The organism is Aliiroseovarius halocynthiae (assembly GCF_007004645.1).
Classification (GTDB): Bacteria; Pseudomonadota; Alphaproteobacteria; order Rhodobacterales; family Rhodobacteraceae; genus Aliiroseovarius; species Aliiroseovarius halocynthiae.
The window spans coordinates 184,407-201,894 of record NZ_ML660020.1; the positions used below are offsets into that span (position 1 = coordinate 184,407).

The following is a 17,488-nucleotide window of genomic DNA, read 5'->3' on the forward strand; positions in this document are numbered from 1 at the left end:
GGATCAGTCCGTGATGCCGATCAGCGCGCGGGCAAATTCTTCGGGATCGAAGGGGGCCAGATCGTCGATTTGCTCTCCCACGCCAATCGCATGGATCGGAAGTGCGTACTTGTCGGCAAGCGCCACCAAGACGCCCCCCTTTGCGGTGCCGTCCAACTTGGTCATCACAAGGCCCGACACATCCGCGAGATCCTGGAACGTACCGACTTGAGACAACGCGTTCTGGCCCGTCGTCGCGTCCAGAACCAGAAGTGTATTATGCGGCGCGGTATCGTCTTTCTTCTTGATGACGCGGACAATCTTGGCCAGCTCTTCCATCAGGTCCGAACGGTTTTGCAGACGTCCCGCCGTGTCGATCATCAACAGGTCGGCGCCGTCCGCTTCCGCCTGCGTCATCGCATCAAACGCCAACGATGCGGGGTCTGATCCTTCGGGCGCGGTCAGCACCGGCACGCCGGCGCGGTCACCCCAAACCTGCAGCTGCTCGACCGCAGCGGCACGGAACGTATCGCCCGCCGCAATCACGACCTTCTTACCGGCGGTAGTAAACTGACTGGCCAGCTTCCCGATGGTGGTGGTTTTGCCTGCACCATTGACGCCGACAATCAAAACGACCTGAGGGCGTTTTGGATAAAGCGGAAGCGGCACGGCCACGGGCTCCATGATCCGTGTGACTTCCTCGGCCAGCACGGCCTTGATCTCATCCACAGAAAGCCTTTTGCCCAGATACCGTTCCGAGATATTGGCGGTCACACGCATTGCGGTGTCGACGCCCATATCCGAGGTAATCATCAGGTCCTCAAGGCTTTCCAGCATATCGTCGTCAACGGTCCGACGCACGACCTTCTGTGCTTCGCGACGCCCAAGCATACGGCCCAAAAGACCGGGTTTCGCAGTGTCCTGAGGCGCGGGGTCAACAAGCGCATCAACCGGTTCCGGCGAGACTTTAATCGGCGTTTCAACGACGGCAACAGGCTCAGGCTCAGGCTCAGGCTCAGGCTCAGGCTCAGGCACTGCATCTTCGACAGAAACGGGTACGTCAACAGGCGCGGGGTCCGGCGTCTCGGCGGTGGCATTCGCCTCTACCGCGGGCTCGTTGGCCTCGATCAGCTCTTCCTCGCCGCCGTCATCGACGATCGCCTCAAGCCCTTCTTCAAGCTTCGACGACGATTTGAACAACCGGTCCTTCAGTTTCGAGAAGAATGCCATGCGAGCGCCCCCATAGTCCCTTTGCTTTCCAAGTAAGGTACATTGAGGGCGGATGGAAGGGGGCAGACTAACTGATCGTGGGGGGCGCAATTCCACCCAGAAGGATCAGCACCTGCCCAGTGATATAGAAGCCCCAGATCGCATAGCCCGCTTTCAGTCGGTGGTGATAGGTGTCTGACATCCGAAACAGGCTGATGGCCAGAATAACGTCCGAGATGATGAACAGCCCTGCGCCAATCACCGTCCAACCTAAGGGCAGAGCCAGAGCGGTCAGTCCCATCACGCCAATGATGATCACATAGATCCGCACCGGCCATTGCAAATGCCCCGTATGGGTCGCCAGCCACAGCTCGGTCGAGACCATCAGACCAACCAGCACAAGTGCTGGAATGGTTGCGGTCGAGAACGCCTCGTAGATCGGGGCACCAGACAGGCCCAGAAAATGCAGGATGTACAGCAGATGCGCCAAGGCGAAGGCGGACAGGCCGTACAGAAACGGGCCGTCCCCGTCGCGTGACAGGCCGAAATCGCCAAGGGCCGACAGAAACAATCCGGCGACCAAATAGGCGGATCCCCCCCCCAGATAGGCCGCCAGCGAGAAAGCCAGAAGCGGCAGGGTCTTGATGATCGAGCGCGGCCATGTGGGCGCGCGCGATGTCAGCGGGAAATAGGCCAGCGAGATCAGCAGACCAAGGATAAGGGGCAGTTGGGCCATATCTTTGCGTAGTCCAAGTCAGTTAACGACGCGTTGACCACCGCCAACACGCGCCCAGCCAACCCGCGCATGACGCGCGGGTCAAGCTTGACGTAACCGCAATTGGAAGATCAGACTTCGTTCGGGAAGTGCTTCATGGTCAGTCGGATCGGGTTCGGCGCAGCCTGCCCCAAACCACAGATCGACGCATCAACCATGGTCTGGCTTAGCTCTTCCAGCAGATCTTGATCCCACTTATCCGCCTGCATCAGCTTCACAGCTTTCTCGCAACCGACGCGGCAAGGGGTACACTGACCGCAGCTTTCATCCTCGAAGAAGCGCAACATGTTCAGCGCGGCCTCTTTCGCGCTGTCCTTGTCGGACAGGACCACAACGGCGGCCGAGCCGATAAAGGTGCCATGCGGCTGCAGCGTGTCGAAATCCAGCGGGATGTCGGCCATCGACGCAGGCAGAAGACCCGAGGAAGGACCGCCCGGTTGATAGGCTTTGAAGCTGTGGCCCTCTGCCATGCCACCACAGGCTTCGATAATATCGGTGATGGTCGAGCCTGCGGGCAAAAGATGTACGCCCGGATTGGCCACGCGGCCGGATACGGAATACGAGCGCAGACCTTTGCGGCCATTCTTCTCGACCGAGGTCAGAATTTCCGGCCCTTCGCGCATGATGCGCGCAACCCACAGCAAGGTTTCGACGTTGTGCACCAAGGTCGGGCGATTGAAGATACCGACCTGCGCCACAAAGGGCGGGCGGTGGCGTGGTTCGCCACGCTTGCCTTCAATCGATTCGATCATCGCGCTTTCTTCGCCGCAGATATAGGCACCCGCGCCCCGGCGCAGATCGATATAGCCGGGTTCCACGATGCCAGCGCCTTCCAGCGCCGCAATCTCGCAACGCAGAATTTCCAGCACAGCAGGGTATTCGTCGCGCATATAGATAAAGCAGGTCTCAGCCTCGACCGCCCAAGCGGCGATCAGCATGCCTTCCAGCATCAAGTGCGGGGTACGCTCTAGATAGTAGCGGTCTTTGAAGGTGCCGGGCTCGCCTTCGTCGCCGTTCACGGCCAAATAGCGCGGACCTTCATTGGCGCGCACAAAACCCCATTTGGTGCCCGACGGGAAACCCGCACCACCAAGGCCACGCAGACCAGCACTCAGAACGGTTTCCTGCACGTCCTTCCAGTCACCACCATCGCGCAGCTCGGCCAGTTTGGCGTAGCCGCCTTCAGCTTGATAGGCTGCCAGATCCTGATAGTCGGGGATATGGGCGTGAGTGTCATCCGATTGGATCGCAGCTACGGTTTTGTCAAACGTGGCGTGATCAATGTGGTTGTGGCCCAGTTCCAGAACCGGCGCAGTATCGCAACGGCCCATGCAGGGCGCACGCACGACGCGTACCTCTGAGGCATCCAATCCGTCTTCAAGTGCCTTTTGCAACGCCTCGGCACCGGCAAGCTCGCATGACAGGGAATCACAGACCCGGATGATCAGCGCGGGCGGTGGGGTTTCGCCTTCTTTCACCACATCGAAATGGGCATAGAAGCTGGCGACTTCGTAAATCTCGGCCTGCCCAGTACCCATTTCCTGCGCCAGTGCGCGGATATGATCGGCCGACAGGTGGCCGTATTCATCCTGAATCAGGTGCAGGAACTCGATCAGCAGGTCCCGCCGACGCGGTCGGTCACCCAACAGCGCCTGCACACGCTCCAGCGCATCCATATTCAGCTGACGGCCCTTGGGCGTCCGGCGCCCTTTGCCTTTGCCCGATTTCCAGATGCCTTTTTTCTCGTCCAGCGCCATGATGTTCCCCTTGAAGCACAAGAATATCATACCGTCCGCCTCAAAAGACGCGCCATTCAAAAACGACACACCCACGACGGATTGCGCAGAACATGATTTTCAAGTTTACATGCAGTACCAAACATTAACCGTCCGAGGTGACAAGTGTCTCATCCACTTAGGCTTTTCGCCATCGCAACAGGAATTCCTGCAGCTCTAATCATCGCCGCCAGCTTTCTTGGCGGCTTTTTCTGTCTAATTTTAATACTTTACATGACAGTCATAGCCGCTGTTGCAGATCTGGCTCTACGTCGCACCGCCCCAGCGCTGACTGAAAGCAGCGTTGCCAAGGACGCCGATCGGCTGTCCCTCATCATTGCCGCGTCGCACACGATCACGCTTGTCCTTGTAATTGTCGCATTTTCCGGCGTCACAGGCCTGTCGGGGTGGGAACGTCTGGGCCTGTTCCTAGGGGCCGGGATGTACTTCGGGAAGGTCTCAAATGCCAATGCGCATCTGTTAATCCACCATACCGACAGGCGAATGCGTTGGCTGGGAATCGGAATTTTCACCTCGTTTCTCGCTGGGCACCTCAATTCGTCACACCTGAAAGTACATCATCATTTTGTTGCAACTAAGGATGACCCCAACACCGGACAGATCGACGAAAACTTCTATCACTTCCTCCAACGCGCGTGGGTTGGCGCATTTATTGCTGGATATGAGGTCGAAACACACGAGCTGGAGCGCGCCGGGCGTAGCACACTACGGAACCCGTATATCGTTTACGCAGCAGGCGGGCTGACTATGGTAATTCTGTCGATGATCCTAGGCGGCTTCTTTGGTTTCGTAGGGTATCTGTTCCTATGTGCCTATGTACAATTTCAGCAGTTACAAATTGACTTTGTCCAGCATTACGGCCTGCAGCGCGCCGAGCTGGCGGATGGCACACTCGAGCCAGTTAGCCAACAACACAGCTGGAACTCGTGCCACTGGTTTACGTCCCATATGATGCTGAATGCACCTCGCGCCTCTGCCCACTATGCCCAACCGACACTTCGGCACCCGGCGCTGCAACCGCCTGAGGCGTCGTCGGTTCCGATGCTCCCATATTCACTGCCATTCATGACTTTCCTAGCTCTTTTCCCGCCAACATGGGACCGCATCATGGATCGGGCTTTGCTTAAATGGATTGAAATGAAGCCACAAACACCGTCACCGGAAACCACGAATAACCTGGTGACACCAGCACCAGTTAGGGACGCCGCAACGCCTGAAATAGAAATGTCTGATATAGACAAGACGATATCGGACATGATGATGCGCCAGTAATTACCCGCCAAGGGGGAGCCTTGAATAGCATTCCCCCTTGTTAATCAGCAATCCGGGCTTATTCTTCCAACTGACATAAAAGATGGAACATTGTGTTCTAATAGGCTGCTAGGCAAGTCAAAGGCACAGCGCTTTGGACACCACAGACAGCGAATTTTCAGGGGGCCTGAACGTGTCAGAAAACGGATTGCAGAAAACTGCGTTCTTCATGCTGGTTGCGCTGATCCTCTATGTGTCGATCATGGGGGGCGCGTAATGGCACAGCGATTTGGGGGCGAATTCAGCCCCGGCGGACAGCCAAAGAAAGCCCCACCCGCGCGTGGCCCCTTTGATGGGCAAGAACCCGCGCGCAGCGCTGGGCGGGTGAACTTCCTGTTTCTGGCGCCCCTGCCCCTTGCCATCCGTGCGTTTTTTCAGCCACCGGCTGAAATGGCTCTGACGCTTGTTGCGTTCGGCCTTTTGATCGCTTCGGCTTGGTTGACCCGCGACGGAGTCATTGCGCATCAAGCCTATGACGCGCGTAAGATCGCCCGCCGCCCGGCCATTCCCCGCAAGCTTTTCGGGGCTGCCCTGATGGGGGCGGGTTTGGCTCTGGTCGGGTTTGCCGGGGGCTCGGTTCTGAATGCCGTGATCTTTGGCGCGCTTGGCACCGGTCTGCACCTGGCTGCCTTTGGTCCCGACCCCATGCGCAACAAGGGTGCCGAGGGCGTTGACGAGTTTCAGACAGACCGTGTCGCCCGCGCCGTGGGCGAAGCAGAAAAGCACTTGGACGCTATGCGTGACGCCGTGTCCCGCATTCGCGATCGCCGGGTCGAGGCGCGGCTGAACCAGTTCATCGCCACCGCCCGCGACATGTTCCGCACCGTGGAAGACGACCCGCGTGACCTGACATCGGCCCGCAAGTATTTGGGTGTCTATCTGCTGGGTGCACGTGATGCGACGACCAAGTTCGTCGATATCCACCTGCGCGACCCGCATGGCGGCGCTCTGACAGACTATGAAACCCTACTGGATGATCTCGAGGCGAATTTCGCCGCGAAAACCAAGCAATTCCTGAACGACGACCGCAGCGACCTTGATGTCGAAATCGAGGTGCTACGCGAAAGACTGGCACGCGAAGGCGTGCGCACCGAAGAATAAGTGACGAGGACAATTTCATGACCCAAACCACCCGCGAAAAAGCACAGGCCGTGCTGGCCGAAATCGAAGAAGCCACTGCCGTGGTCTTGCCCGAACCGTCGACTGCCCTGGTTCCGCTGACTGAAGCAGACAAGCCCACCAGCGCTGAAATTCAAAAGCGCATGGACGAGATTGACATGGCCAACAGCCAGTCGATCATCGAATTCGGCTCGGCCGCGCAGTCCGAGTTGCAGGTCATCAGCCAAGACATGCTGCAAGGTGTGCGCAACAAGGATGCGGGCCCGGCGGGCGACAGCCTGCGCAACATCGTCACCACCATCCGTGGGTTCTCGATCAGCGAGTTGGACATGCGCCGCAAGCGCAGCTGGTGGGAGAAACTACTGGGTCGCATGGCGCCAGCAGCCAAGTTCATGGCACGCTATGAAACTGTGCAGGGTCAGATTGACAAGATCACCGACAACCTGCTGAACCACGAGCATGTCCTGCTGAAAGACATCAAGTCCTTGGACAAACTCTACGAAAAAACACTCGATTTCTACGATGAGCTGGCGCTGTATATCGCGGCGGGCGAAGCCAAACTGGCCGAGCTGGACGACACCATCATCCCTGCCAAAGTGGCAGAGGTTGAAGCCGCCCCTGAAGATCAGGGCGTTGTCAAAGCGCAAGAACTGCGCGACCTGCGTGCCGCGCGTGACGATTTGGAACGCCGCGTACACGACTTGAAACTGACCCGTCAGGTAACAATGCAGTCGCTGCCCTCGATCCGTTTGGTACAGGAAAACGACAAGTCCCTGGTAACCAAGATCAACTCGACACTGGTGAACACCGTACCGCTGTGGGAAACTCAGCTGGCGCAAGCCGTCACCATCCAGCGTTCGGCCGAGGCCGCGGCTGCGGTGAAAGACGCAACCGACCTGACCAACGAACTGTTGACCGCCAACGCCGAAAACCTGCAAGAGGCCAACCGCATGGTCCGTCAGGAAATGGAGCGCGGCGTCTTCGACATCGAAGCCGTCAAGTCGGCCAACGCCACCCTGATCGCCACGATCGAGGAAAGCCTTGCCATCGCGGACGAAGGAAAGGCCAAACGTGCCGAAGCCGAAGAAGAGCTGGTGAAGATGGAGGCCGAGCTGAAAAACACGCTGGCCGCCGCCAGCGCACGCGGCACCGCATCTGGCCACAATCTGGCCGAAAGCGTGTCGGGCAGCTAAGGCCGGCACACCCCAGAAAGGCAACGTGGTGAGCAGATCCGCATTCCAGAACCTTGTAAGGGCCGTCGTTGCATCGACGGCCCTGACTGCTGTGGCGGCCTGCACTCTGCAACAGACTCCGCCTACGCCTGCGCCTCCTCCTGCGCCTGAAAAACCCATTCCGCAATTGGTGATCGACACTCCAAAAGACAGCAGCGCCTATCTGCGAAACTATTACGCAAGAATTCAGGCCACCCGTCTGGTTCATGATCAATTGCGCGGCGATGGGGGGGGACCGGATACGCCCTTCACAGAAGCGATGTTGGCGCGCAACTTTGAACGCATTGCCTTCAACAGCGAATACAGCAAAGTCGAAGAGCGCCGGATCACCAAGGAACATCCGGTGAAACTGACCCGCTGGTCCAAGCCGGTACGCTTCGCACTTAGCTTCGGGGACGGCGTATCCGAAGAACAACGAGGCGTCGACCGACAGGTTTTTACGCCCTATATCGCTCGTTTATCGCGATTGACGAACCACCCCATCAGTGCGGTGTCCGAAACCGTTCCGCTGGGGGTGAATTTCACTGTCTTCATCCTGACCGAGGATGACCGCCGCGCCATCGCACCCGCGTTGCGCCGCACAATGCCAGATATCAGCGACGCGGACCTGCATGACGTCATTAACATGCGCCGCGACACTCAATGCGCCGTGTTTGCACGCGATCGCGGCAACGACAACCGCATTGACCGCGCCGTGGCCGTGATCCGGGCCGAGCTGCCAACCCTGATGCGCGCGGCTTGCCTGCACGAAGAGTTGGCGCAAGGACTGGGCCTGCCCAATGACAGCCCGTCCGCCCGCCCCTCGATCTTCAACGATTCCGACGAATTCGGGCTTTTGACAAACCATGACGAGCTCTTGCTTCAGATGCTCTATGACCCGCGCCTTCAGCCCGGGATGGGCGCAGACGAAGCCCGCCCGATCTTTACCAAAATTGCAGCCGAACTTATGAGCGGCTCTGTGTGACCCCATTTGCCCCCTAGGAGGATTTGACCATGGGTATTCTTGATTTTCTGACCGGTGAATTCATCGACGTCATTCATTGGGTGGATGACAGCCGTGACACGATGGTCTGGCGGTTCGAACGCGAAGACCACGAGATCAAATATGGCGCGAAGCTGACTGTGCGCGAAGGTCAGGCGGCTGTGTTCGTGCATGAAGGTCAGCTGGCGGACGTCTTCACGCCGGGCCTGTACATGTTGGAAACCAACAACATGCCGATCCTGACGACGATCAATCACTGGGACCACGGCTTCAAATCGCCCTTCAAATCCGAGATCTATTACGTCAACACGACCCGCTTCAATGATCTGAAATGGGGCACCAAAAACCCGATCATGCTGCGCGATCCCGAATTCGGCCCGACCCGTATCCGCGCATTTGGTTCGTATTCGGTGCGCGTCTCTGATCCGGCACGTTTCTTGGTTGAAATCGTCGGCACCGATGGCGAATTCACGATGGACGAGATCAGCTTCCAGATCCGCAACATCATCGTGCAGGCGTTCAGCCGCGTGATCGCAGGCGCTGGCATTCCCGTTCTGGACATGGCCGCCAATACCGCCGATCTGGGCAAGATTGTCGCAGCCGAGATCACGGGCATTGTCGCTGAATACGGCTTGTCGATCCCCGAGTTTTATATCGAGAACATCTCGTTGCCGCCGGCTGTGGAAGAGGTCTTGGACAAACGCACCTCGATGGGCATCGCAGGCAATCTGGACAACTACATGAAGTTCAACGCAGCCGAAGCGATGGGTGCCGAGAACTCGGCCATGGCGTCGTCGATGGGTGCTGGCATGGGGGCAGCCATGGGTATGGGGATGGCAGGTCAGATGCAGTCTGGCCCGTGGGGCGCTGCCCTTGCCGCCCCGCGCGCACAAACGCCACCGCCTCCCCCACCCGTTGAACATGTCTGGCATGTCGCCGAAAACGGCGAAACCAAAGGACCATTCTCAAAGGCCGCGATTGGCCGCATGGCCGCTGCAGGCAGCCTGACCCGCGACAGCCACGTTTGGACACCGGGCCAAGACGGCTGGATGCGGGCCGAGGATGTGGCCGAGCTGGCGCAGCTCTTCACCATTCTGCCCCCGCCCCCGCCGGGTGCGTGATCTGGTTCAAGAACGAAAAGGGGCGGCCTGTCGGGTCGCCCTGCCCTACGCATATCTCTGACAAGGTTTCCCCGGATGGCCTTTCCGCGCGAAGACACCCAGACACCGATCGAAGAACACCGCTTTCCCTGCGACCAGTGCGGGGCAGATCTGCGGTTCGACCCTGAACACAACCAGCTGACCTGCGACCATTGCGGTTTCAAAGCTCCGATCGAGGATCGCCAGCCCCCGCAGACGGTCATCCGCGAGCTGGATTTGAAACGCGCACTGTCGGCTGATCTGCCTGATCACGAACTGGAAGAAACCCGCGTGGTGGCCTGCCCCAACTGCGCGGCTCAGTTTGAATTCGACGCGGCCACCCATGCCGCCGAATGCCCGTTCTGTGCCACGCCCGTGGTGGCGGACACGGGCACGCACCGGCATATCAAACCCAAAGGACTTGCCCCGTTCGAGATCGAAGAACGCGAGGCCCGCAAGGCCATGACCAATTGGTTGGGACGGCTTTGGTTTGCACCAAATGGGCTTCAGGACTATGCCCGCAAAGGGCGCAAGATGACGGGCATCTATGTGCCCTACTGGACCTTCGATGCGGACACGAAGACGCGATATGCAGGCCAACGTGGCACCGTACACGAGCGCACCCGCACCGTCACCGTGAACGGAAAACGCGAACAGCGCACCACGCGGCACGTTCGGTGGACATCCGTATCAGGCCGTGTTGCGCGCTTCTTTGATGATGTTTTGGTGTTGGCATCGAAAGGCCTGCCGAAGAAATATACAGACGCGCTGGAGCCATGGGATCTGTCGCGCCTTGAACCCTATCGCCCCGAGTTTCTGGCCGGTTTCCGCGCCGAGGGCTATACCGTCGAGCTGGATGAGGGCTTTACCGAGGCACGCGATTATATGAATCGTATCATCCAGCGGGATGTGAGATTTGATATTGGGGGGGATCGCCAGCGTATCACCTCGATGGATACGGATATGTCCGGCCTGACCTTCAAACACATCCTGCTGCCGGTTTGGCTGGCGGCCTATAAATACCGCGGCAAGACCTATCGCTTCGTGGTGAACGGGCAAAACGGCCGGGTGCAGGGGGAACGCCCCTATTCGGTCTGGAAAATTACCTTTGCCGTAATTTTGGGACTGATCGTGGCCGGCGTCATCGGCTATCTGTCCGCCCAAAACCAATAGAGAGCATTCATGGATCCCGATCAATTTGACGCACTGATGCGCGCGCGCCATTCATGCCGCGCGTTTCACCCGGATCCAATTCCGTCGCCGGTGATTGAACAGATCCTGTGGTCAGCGCAAAAGGTACCAAGCTGGTGCAATGCGCAACCGTGGCAGGTCGACGTGACCACCGCGCCCGAGACTGACCGCCTGCGCGAAGCCTTCTATGCCCATGCGATGGACACCGCGCAGACACCAGATGTCGACTGGCCCAGCGCCTATACCGGACTGCATCAACGCCGCAGCAAGGCTTGTGGCTTACAACTTTATAGAAGCGTCGGTGTGACACCCGGGGATCGTGCGGCATCAGGTCAGCAGATGCTTGAGAACTTCCGCTTTTTCGGTGCGCCCCATATCGCCCTGATCACCGCGCCTGTCGAACTTGGCCCCTATGCCTATCTGGATTGCGGAGGTTTCGTGACCGGGTTCTGTCTGGCCGCAACCGCACAGGGCGTCGCGACGATTCCGCAAGCCGCCGTGGCCGCTTTCGCGCCCTTTCTGCGCGACTGGTTTGACCTGCCCGAAGATCGCGTGATCCTGTGCGGTATTGCGTTTGGGCGCAGTGACGACGACCACCCTGCCAACAGCTTCCGCACCAAACGGGCGGAGTTGGGTGAATGGGTCCATTGGCATGGAAAGGACACCGAATGAGAGCTTTGATACAGCGCGCAAGCGAGGCTTCCGTCCGCGTTGACGGCGAGATCGTTGGAGAGATCGGCCCCGGCCTTCTGGTTCTGGTCTGCGCGATGGAAGGCGACACCGAGGCGAATGCAGACACGCTGGCGGCCAAGATTTCCAAGCTGCGGATTTTCAAGGATGACGCAGACAAGATGAACCGGTCTTTGCTGGACACGGGCGGCGCGGCTTTGGTGGTCAGCCAGTTCACGTTGGCGGCAGATACGTCACGCGGGAACCGTCCGGGGTTTTCAACCGCAGCCCGCCCGGATGAAGGCGAACGGCTGTATGCGTATTTCTCCGATCAACTGCGCGGGCATGGAATCGAGGTCGCACAAGGTCGTTTTGGTGCCGACATGAAGGTCTCTTTGGTGAACGACGGACCTGTCACGATTTGGATGGAATTTTAGGCTGATGGTGGCTCACGTTGTGAGCCTTCGGGGGGCGTTGCCCCCACGCGAGGCCCATCTGGCCCTCGCGCTCCCCCAGGATACTTTCGACAAGAAAATGAAGACCTAGTATCCCGCCTTCTTATCGACCAGATGCAAATAGGGTTCCTTGGCTTCGCCGCGGCGGATATTTTCAGCAATGACTTTGGCGGCTGTATCAGGCCGAGTATCTGACGCGATATGCGGCGTGACGGTCACTTTCGGGTGAGCCCAATAGGGATCGTCATCCGGCAAAGGTTCAACCCGGAACACATCCAGTGTCGCATGACCGATATGGCCGCAATCCAGCGCATCCAGCAAGGCAGCGTCGTCGATCAAGGGGCCACGGCCCGGATTGATGATCACCGCGCCTTTCGGCAGCATGGAAATTCGTTCGGCATTCAGAACATTCTCGGTCGCTTTGGTGGCGGGCAGCAGAAGGACCAGGATGTCCGAGCTGCGCAGCACCTGCTCTAACCCGTCATCGCCGTGCAGGCAGGTCACGCCGTCGATGGACTTGGCACCTCGGCTCCAGCCTGAGACTTGGAAGTTCAGATGGGTCAGTGCTTTGGCGGCAACCCGCCCCAGCTCTCCCAACCCCAGAATGCCAACGCGACGATCCCGCGCCAGCGGCGGCGCCAGACGCCCCCAAGCGGGGATGGAGTTGTGAATATCCTGATCCATCTCCAGATGGTGACGCAGGACATGGCCGACCACCCATTCAGTCATGCCCTCGCTTAGCCCCTGATCCACCATGCGCGCATAGGGTTGGGTCAGCGTCGGATTATAGACGATCCGCTCGACCCCAGCCCAAAGGCCCAACACGGCCTTGGCGCGGGTGAAAGGCGTGAAATCCTGAAGCGCGCTATTGGGATCATAGACGATATAGTCCACCTGATCAGCGGGCAGATCACAGGTCAGGGTGGCTTCGATCTGGATGGCGTTCAGCGCATTGGTGATTTCACGCTGATAGATCTCCCACCGTTTTGGGTTCCCTGCGTACAGGATATTGATGCTCATCACTTTTGTCTCGCTCTGTGCACATGCGCGCTTTGAACCAAGCCGAAACCGACCAGTAGAACCAGCATGGCAGATCCGCCATAGCTGACCATCGGCAAGGGCACCCCAACCACCGGGGCAAGGCCCATCACCATGGACATGTTCACCGCAAAGAACAAGAAAAAGGTGACCGCGACCCCAAGGATCAGAAGCGAGCTAAACCGGTCTTTGTTCTGGAAGGCCGAAATGGCGCAGAAGGCCAGGATCAACACATAAAGCGTCAGAAGCGACACACCGCCAAGAAAGCCAAACTCTTCCGCCAAAGTGGTGAAGATGAAGTCGGTATGCTTCTCTGGTAAGAAGTTCAGCCGAGACTGCGTGCCTTGCATGAAGCCCCGTCCGGTCCATCCGCCAGATCCCAAGGCGATCTTGGATTGGGTAATGTGATAGCCCGCCCCAAGCGGGTCTGATGACGGGTCAAGAAATGTGTCGATCCGGCGAAACTGATAGTCTTTCAAAAGCTGCCAATCCGTGCCACGGGACATGAACACAGACGTCACCAGCCCAACACCCGAAGCGATGACCGCCGCGAAGTACCACAGGCTGACGCCTGCCAGAAACATGATGACGCCTCCGCCTGTGACCAGCAAAATCGAGGTCCCCAGATCCGGCTGACGCAGCACCAGAAAAGTGGGCAGCATGATCAGAATGACGGGCAGCAGTACCCAAAGTGGTCGCGAGACCTTCTTGACATCCAGCCAGTCGTAATAAGCAGCCAGCATCATCACCAAAGTGATCTTCATCAGCTCAGACGGCTGCAATCGCATGAAGCCAAGGTCGATCCAGCGCTGAGCGCCCATGCCGACCGATCCTATGACCTCGACCAAAACCAGCAGAACAAGCGAGATCAGGTATCCCAGCCCGGCCATGTTGCGCCAGAACCAAATGGGCACCATCGCGATAACAAACATCAGAAACATACCAAGGGCAAAGCGCTTCATCTGCGCCATTGCCCATGGATCCATCTTGCCCCCGGCAACCGAGAACAGCATCAGGAAGCCGACGCTTGCAACAGCCGTCAACAGCAGCACCAAAGACCAATTCAGATACAGGACTTTCCGCAGACCGGACGGGACGTATTTGACGTTGTATTCAAGATAGCTCATGCGCGCCCCTCGGCGGCTTTTTCCCGCTCAGCATGGGGCATTTCCAACATTTCTTCGATATCGCGCTGGCGCGACCGGATCGTTCCACGCTGGTTTGAGGGATACGCTTCAAGCGGAGGCTGGCCCTGATAGGCCGCCTGCAACATCACGTCACGCGCGATGGGGGCAGCGGCCTTTGACCCGCCGCCGCCATGTTCCACAACGACCGTCACAGCATAGCGCGGGTTGTCGTGGGGCGCATAACCGACAAACAGCGCGTGATCGCGCCGTTCCCACGGTAAATCTTCGTTGCGGAACACACCCCGCGCGCGCTCGGCGGTGGTGATGTTACGCACCTGACTGGTGCCGGTTTTACCTGCCATACGCATATCATCGCCGACGATCTTGGACCGTCCCGCCGTGCCGCGCCGGGCATTCACAACTTCGTACATGCCTTGGCGGATCGCTTCTAAATGACTGGTGCTAATATCCAGCGGACCATCATTGCGTACCGGAGTTTCAACCCCGTTGACCGACCGCACAAGTCGCGGATGGATCGCCTGCCCGGTCGCAAGGCGGGCCGTCATTACCGTCAGTTGCAGTGGTGATGCCAAGACAAACCCCTGCCCGATGCCGGCATTCAGACTGTCCCCCACGACCCAATCGGCCCCGCGTGCTTCGCGTTTCCAGGCTTTGGTCGGGATCAGCCCCTGCGCCACAGCGGACAGAGGAAGGTCATGACGCTCGCCCAATCCCAGCTTGCGTGCCATGGCCGAGATTTTCTCGATTCCAACTCGTTGGGCGATTTCATAGTAATAGATATCACAGCTTTCACGCAGGCTTTTTGCCAGATCGACGGGCCCGTGCCCTGCACGTTTCCAGCAATGGAAGCGACGCGAGTGAACTTCGACATGGCCATTGCAACGGATGGTTTCATTCAGGTCAATCACGCCATCCTCAAGCGCGGCAAGTGCCGTCACCATCTTGAAGGTCGAACCGGGCGGATAGGTGCCCTGCGCCGGTTTCGCGGCAAGCGGGCGGTAAATGTCGTTGATCAGCGTGTTGTAGTCCTTGCTGGAAATCCCACGCACAAATTTGTTGGGGTCGAAGGTCGGTGCGGACCCGATCGCCAACACGTCCCCCGTTACCGTATCCATCACAACAGCGGCCGCACTTTCCCCGGCAAGACGCGCCTGAACATAGGCCTGCAGGTCTGCATCCACGGTCAGCTGGATGTTGTCGCCTGCGCGACCTTCCTCTCGGCCAAGCTCGCGCATCTCGCGACCGACCGCGTTCACTTCAACCTCGCGCGTGCCGGCAGATCCGCGCAGATCCAGCTCCATCTTTGCTTCAACGCCGCTTTTCCCAATCTGGAAGCGCGGGATTTGCAAAAGAGGATCCGGGTCAACCAGTTTAGAAAGATCATAGTCCGAAACCGGTCCGACATAGCCGATCACATGGGCAAAATCATTGGCCCGAGGGTAAAGCCGGGACAAGCCGACTTCGGCAGTGACACCGGGCAGCGCAGGGGCGTTCACCGCGACCTCAGCGACGTCTTCCCACGCGATGCGGTCGGCGACTGTGACGGGAACAAATGGGCTGCGGCGGCGCATCTCGTCCAAAGCGCGCCTCACGTCTGCGTCGTCAATCCAGACGATCTTGCGCAGGCGGGTCAGCACGGCTTCGGGGTCGCCAGCATCTTCGCGCACCATCACGATGCGATAGTTCTGCTCGTTTCCTGCAATCAGCACCCCGTTTCGGTCATGGATCAAGCCACGCGCCGGCGGGATGAGCGAAAACTTCACGCGGTTTTCTTCCGCCAGATCACGATATTCGTCGGCCTGCTCGACCTGCATATAGCGCATCCGCCCGACAAGCATCGCCGCGAATGAGACTTGCAGCCCGCCCAAAAGCAAGCCACGCCGTGTGATTTTTCGGGCGCTGGCTTCAGTATCTGCGGGGGAACGCTTCACGCGGCCTGTCTCCTTACCGGGTCGTCACCGGGTTGCAGCTTTTGCACCCCAAGCACGAAAACTGACAGGAACACCACCAACGGATAGATCGCAATAGTGGTCAGGAACTGTAGCAATGCGCGACCAACTGGGATCTGTTCGACAAAAAAGACCATCAGCAAGATCCGCTCGCCCAGAAGCATCCCCAGAAGAACAGCAGCAACTACGCCGAGTTCGATCAGGAAGGGTTGCTCGCGCAGGCCAGGTTCGCGACGGCGCAGCACCTCAAGCCCAATAACCGCCATCAGCGCGCCGACGGCTGGGATGTCCTGATACATCAGATCCGTCAGGAAAATCAGCATGGCAACCAAAAAAATCGGAACGTAATCCGGGCGGCGCAGCATCCAGGCCATCACGAAAGCCATGAAAATGTCCGGGCCGGGAAAACGCCCCGCGCTGAGGTCCAGCGGCAAAAGTCGCACGAACAAAAGGCCGGCTGAGATCGCGACCAACAGCCCCCAAAAAGCCCAGCGCAAAAGCGTGACGCGGTCGGTCATTCACTACCTCCCTCCTCAGAGGTCGCGGAGGCGTCTGAAGCAAGTTCGTCTTCGACAACAGGGGTTGGCGGCGCAGCGGGCGTGGACACGATCAAACTGCCCTCGCCTTCAACCATCTCGCCGGGGTGGCTGCGCAACACGCGCAGGAACTCCATCCGTTCGTAATCCGCAGACAGCCGCACGCGCAGGCGACGGTCGCTGCCCAACGCCACATGGCCCACCAATAGACCCGCCGGGAACACCCCGCCATCGCCCGAGGACACAACGCGGTCACCGGGGCGAACTTTTTCAGGGCTTTCCAGAAATTCGATGGGAGGGGCGGCGGAATTGTCGCCCACCAACAACGCGTTCTGCCCAGACGGCTGCACCATAATCGGAATGCGGCTGTTGCTGTCGGTCAGAAGGATCACACGGCTGGTGCGTTTGCCAACACCGGCGATCCGCCCGGCCAATCCCAGCCCATCCGTCGCGGCCCAGCCATCAACCACACCATCCCGGGTGCCGATATTGAGCAGGACGGATTGACGGAAAGGTGATCCGCTATCTGCCAGAACAACGCCCGTGACAAAGCTGAGCTGCGCATCCAGCCGCACATTATTCAGGTTCAGAAGCTGAGCGTTCTCTTGCTCCAGCTGAAGCGCGGCTTCCTTCCACGCTTTCATCTGCTGAAGTTCGCGGCGCAGCTCTTGGTTCTGTTCGTAGATCCGGGTGTAGGACTGAAAATCCTCGACCATGCCGACCAGTTTGGTCACAGGCACAAGCGCCCAGTCGAAGCTGGGGACAACCGTGTCGATCAAATTGGCACGAAAGCGTTCAACCCGAGGGCTGTCGATCCGCCAGATCAGAAAGATCAGAAACAGGACCAGCATCAACAGGCCGACAAGCAGCCTGCGCAGCGGAGCGCCGTATTCCTCGGTCTGGTTTGGTTTGCGTGCCAATCTGGCCTCCGGTTACCCGACGGGCGCGCCCCACCGGCGG

17 protein-coding genes are annotated in these 17,488 nt (G+C 58.9%); 9 read left to right on the plus strand and 8 right to left on the minus strand.

The window, feature by feature from the left end; genetic code table 11:
- Positions 1 to 3: 3 nt before the first annotated feature.
- The 3 genes from ftsY to FIL88_RS09875 all read right to left on the minus strand — a co-directional run bounded on the left by ftsY (position 4) and on the right by FIL88_RS09875 (position 3,750).
- The gene (ftsY, locus tag FIL88_RS09865) at positions 4 to 1,209 is read right to left on the minus strand and encodes a signal recognition particle-docking protein FtsY (protein WP_142853684.1); all 1,206 of its coding nucleotides are present in this window, start codon (positions 1,207 to 1,209) and stop codon (positions 4 to 6) included.
- Positions 1,210 to 1,276: 67 nt separating this feature from the next.
- A complete protein-coding gene (locus tag FIL88_RS09870) occupies positions 1,277 to 1,924 on the minus strand; it encodes a lysoplasmalogenase (RefSeq protein ID WP_142853685.1) in 648 nt (215 codons plus the stop codon).
- A 110-nt stretch (positions 1,925 to 2,034) separates the two neighbouring features.
- Positions 2,035 to 3,750, minus strand: a complete 1,716-nt coding sequence (locus FIL88_RS09875; RefSeq protein WP_142853686.1) for an NAD(P)H-dependent oxidoreductase subunit E — start codon at positions 3,748 to 3,750, stop codon at positions 2,035 to 2,037.
- A 222-nt stretch (positions 3,751 to 3,972) separates the two neighbouring features.
- Between FIL88_RS09875 and FIL88_RS09880 the strand changes: the two genes are divergently transcribed.
- The 9 genes from FIL88_RS09880 (at position 3,973) to dtd (ending at position 11,839) form a co-directional block, all read left to right on the plus strand.
- Entirely contained in the window at positions 3,973 to 5,031 is a 1,059-nt protein-coding gene (locus tag FIL88_RS09880; RefSeq protein WP_142853687.1) for an alkane 1-monooxygenase, read from the plus strand.
- 133 nt (positions 5,032 to 5,164) lie between these two features.
- Positions 5,165 to 5,287 (plus strand): hypothetical protein, encoded by a 123-nt coding sequence (locus FIL88_RS17030; RefSeq protein ID WP_281281303.1) that lies wholly within the window; start codon positions 5,165 to 5,167, stop codon positions 5,285 to 5,287.
- Entirely contained in the window at positions 5,287 to 6,171 is an 885-nt protein-coding gene (locus FIL88_RS09885) for a 5-bromo-4-chloroindolyl phosphate hydrolysis family protein (protein WP_142853688.1), read from the plus strand. The genes FIL88_RS17030 and FIL88_RS09885 overlap by 1 nt, the downstream gene beginning before the upstream one ends.
- Positions 6,172 to 6,188: 17 nt before the next feature.
- Complete coding sequence (locus FIL88_RS09890) at positions 6,189 to 7,382, plus strand: toxic anion resistance protein (RefSeq protein ID WP_142853689.1); 1,194 nt, start codon at positions 6,189 to 6,191, stop codon at positions 7,380 to 7,382.
- A 28-nt stretch (positions 7,383 to 7,410) separates the two neighbouring features.
- Complete coding sequence (locus tag FIL88_RS09895) at positions 7,411 to 8,385, plus strand: DUF2927 domain-containing protein (protein ID WP_142853690.1); 975 nt, start codon at positions 7,411 to 7,413, stop codon at positions 8,383 to 8,385.
- Positions 8,386 to 8,414: 29 nt separating this feature from the next.
- Positions 8,415 to 9,524 carry an SPFH domain-containing protein gene (locus FIL88_RS09900; RefSeq protein ID WP_142853691.1) on the plus strand — a complete coding sequence of 370 codons (1,110 nt, stop codon included), beginning with the start codon at positions 8,415 to 8,417 and terminating at the stop codon, positions 9,522 to 9,524.
- Positions 9,525 to 9,599: 75 nt separating this feature from the next.
- Positions 9,600 to 10,715 carry a TFIIB-type zinc ribbon-containing protein gene (locus FIL88_RS09905; RefSeq protein WP_142853692.1) on the plus strand — a complete coding sequence of 372 codons (1,116 nt, stop codon included), beginning with the start codon at positions 9,600 to 9,602 and terminating at the stop codon, positions 10,713 to 10,715.
- A 9-nt stretch (positions 10,716 to 10,724) separates the two neighbouring features.
- Positions 10,725 to 11,405: a nitroreductase gene (locus FIL88_RS09910; protein WP_142853693.1), complete on the plus strand. Its 681-nt coding sequence runs from the start codon at positions 10,725 to 10,727 to the stop codon at positions 11,403 to 11,405.
- Positions 11,402 to 11,839, plus strand: coding sequence for a D-aminoacyl-tRNA deacylase (dtd, locus tag FIL88_RS09915; RefSeq protein WP_142853694.1), 438 nt, complete (start codon positions 11,402 to 11,404; stop codon positions 11,837 to 11,839). The genes FIL88_RS09910 and dtd overlap by 4 nt, the downstream gene beginning before the upstream one ends.
- 105 nt (positions 11,840 to 11,944) lie before the next feature.
- Here dtd and FIL88_RS09920 read toward each other — a convergent pair whose 3' ends face one another.
- The 5 genes from FIL88_RS09920 to mreC are packed head-to-tail and all read right to left on the minus strand — an operon-like array spanning position 11,945 to position 17,448.
- Entirely contained in the window at positions 11,945 to 12,877 is a 933-nt protein-coding gene (locus tag FIL88_RS09920) for a 2-hydroxyacid dehydrogenase (RefSeq protein ID WP_142853695.1), read from the minus strand.
- A complete protein-coding gene (gene rodA / locus FIL88_RS09925; RefSeq protein WP_142853696.1) occupies positions 12,877 to 14,022 on the minus strand; it encodes a rod shape-determining protein RodA in 1,146 nt (381 codons plus the stop codon). Before rodA ends, FIL88_RS09920 begins: the two co-directional genes overlap by 1 nt.
- On the minus strand, positions 14,019 to 15,974 hold the full coding sequence (mrdA, locus tag FIL88_RS09930) for a penicillin-binding protein 2 (protein WP_142853697.1): 1,956 nt from the start codon (positions 15,972 to 15,974) through the stop codon (positions 14,019 to 14,021). Before mrdA ends, rodA begins: the two co-directional genes overlap by 4 nt.
- Complete coding sequence (locus FIL88_RS09935) at positions 15,971 to 16,510, minus strand: rod shape-determining protein MreD (RefSeq protein ID WP_142853698.1); 540 nt, start codon at positions 16,508 to 16,510, stop codon at positions 15,971 to 15,973. Before FIL88_RS09935 ends, mrdA begins: the two co-directional genes overlap by 4 nt.
- Entirely contained in the window at positions 16,507 to 17,448 is a 942-nt protein-coding gene (mreC, locus tag FIL88_RS09940) for a rod shape-determining protein MreC (RefSeq protein ID WP_142853699.1), read from the minus strand. Before mreC ends, FIL88_RS09935 begins: the two co-directional genes overlap by 4 nt.
- Between the last annotated feature and the right edge of the window lie 40 nt (positions 17,449 to 17,488).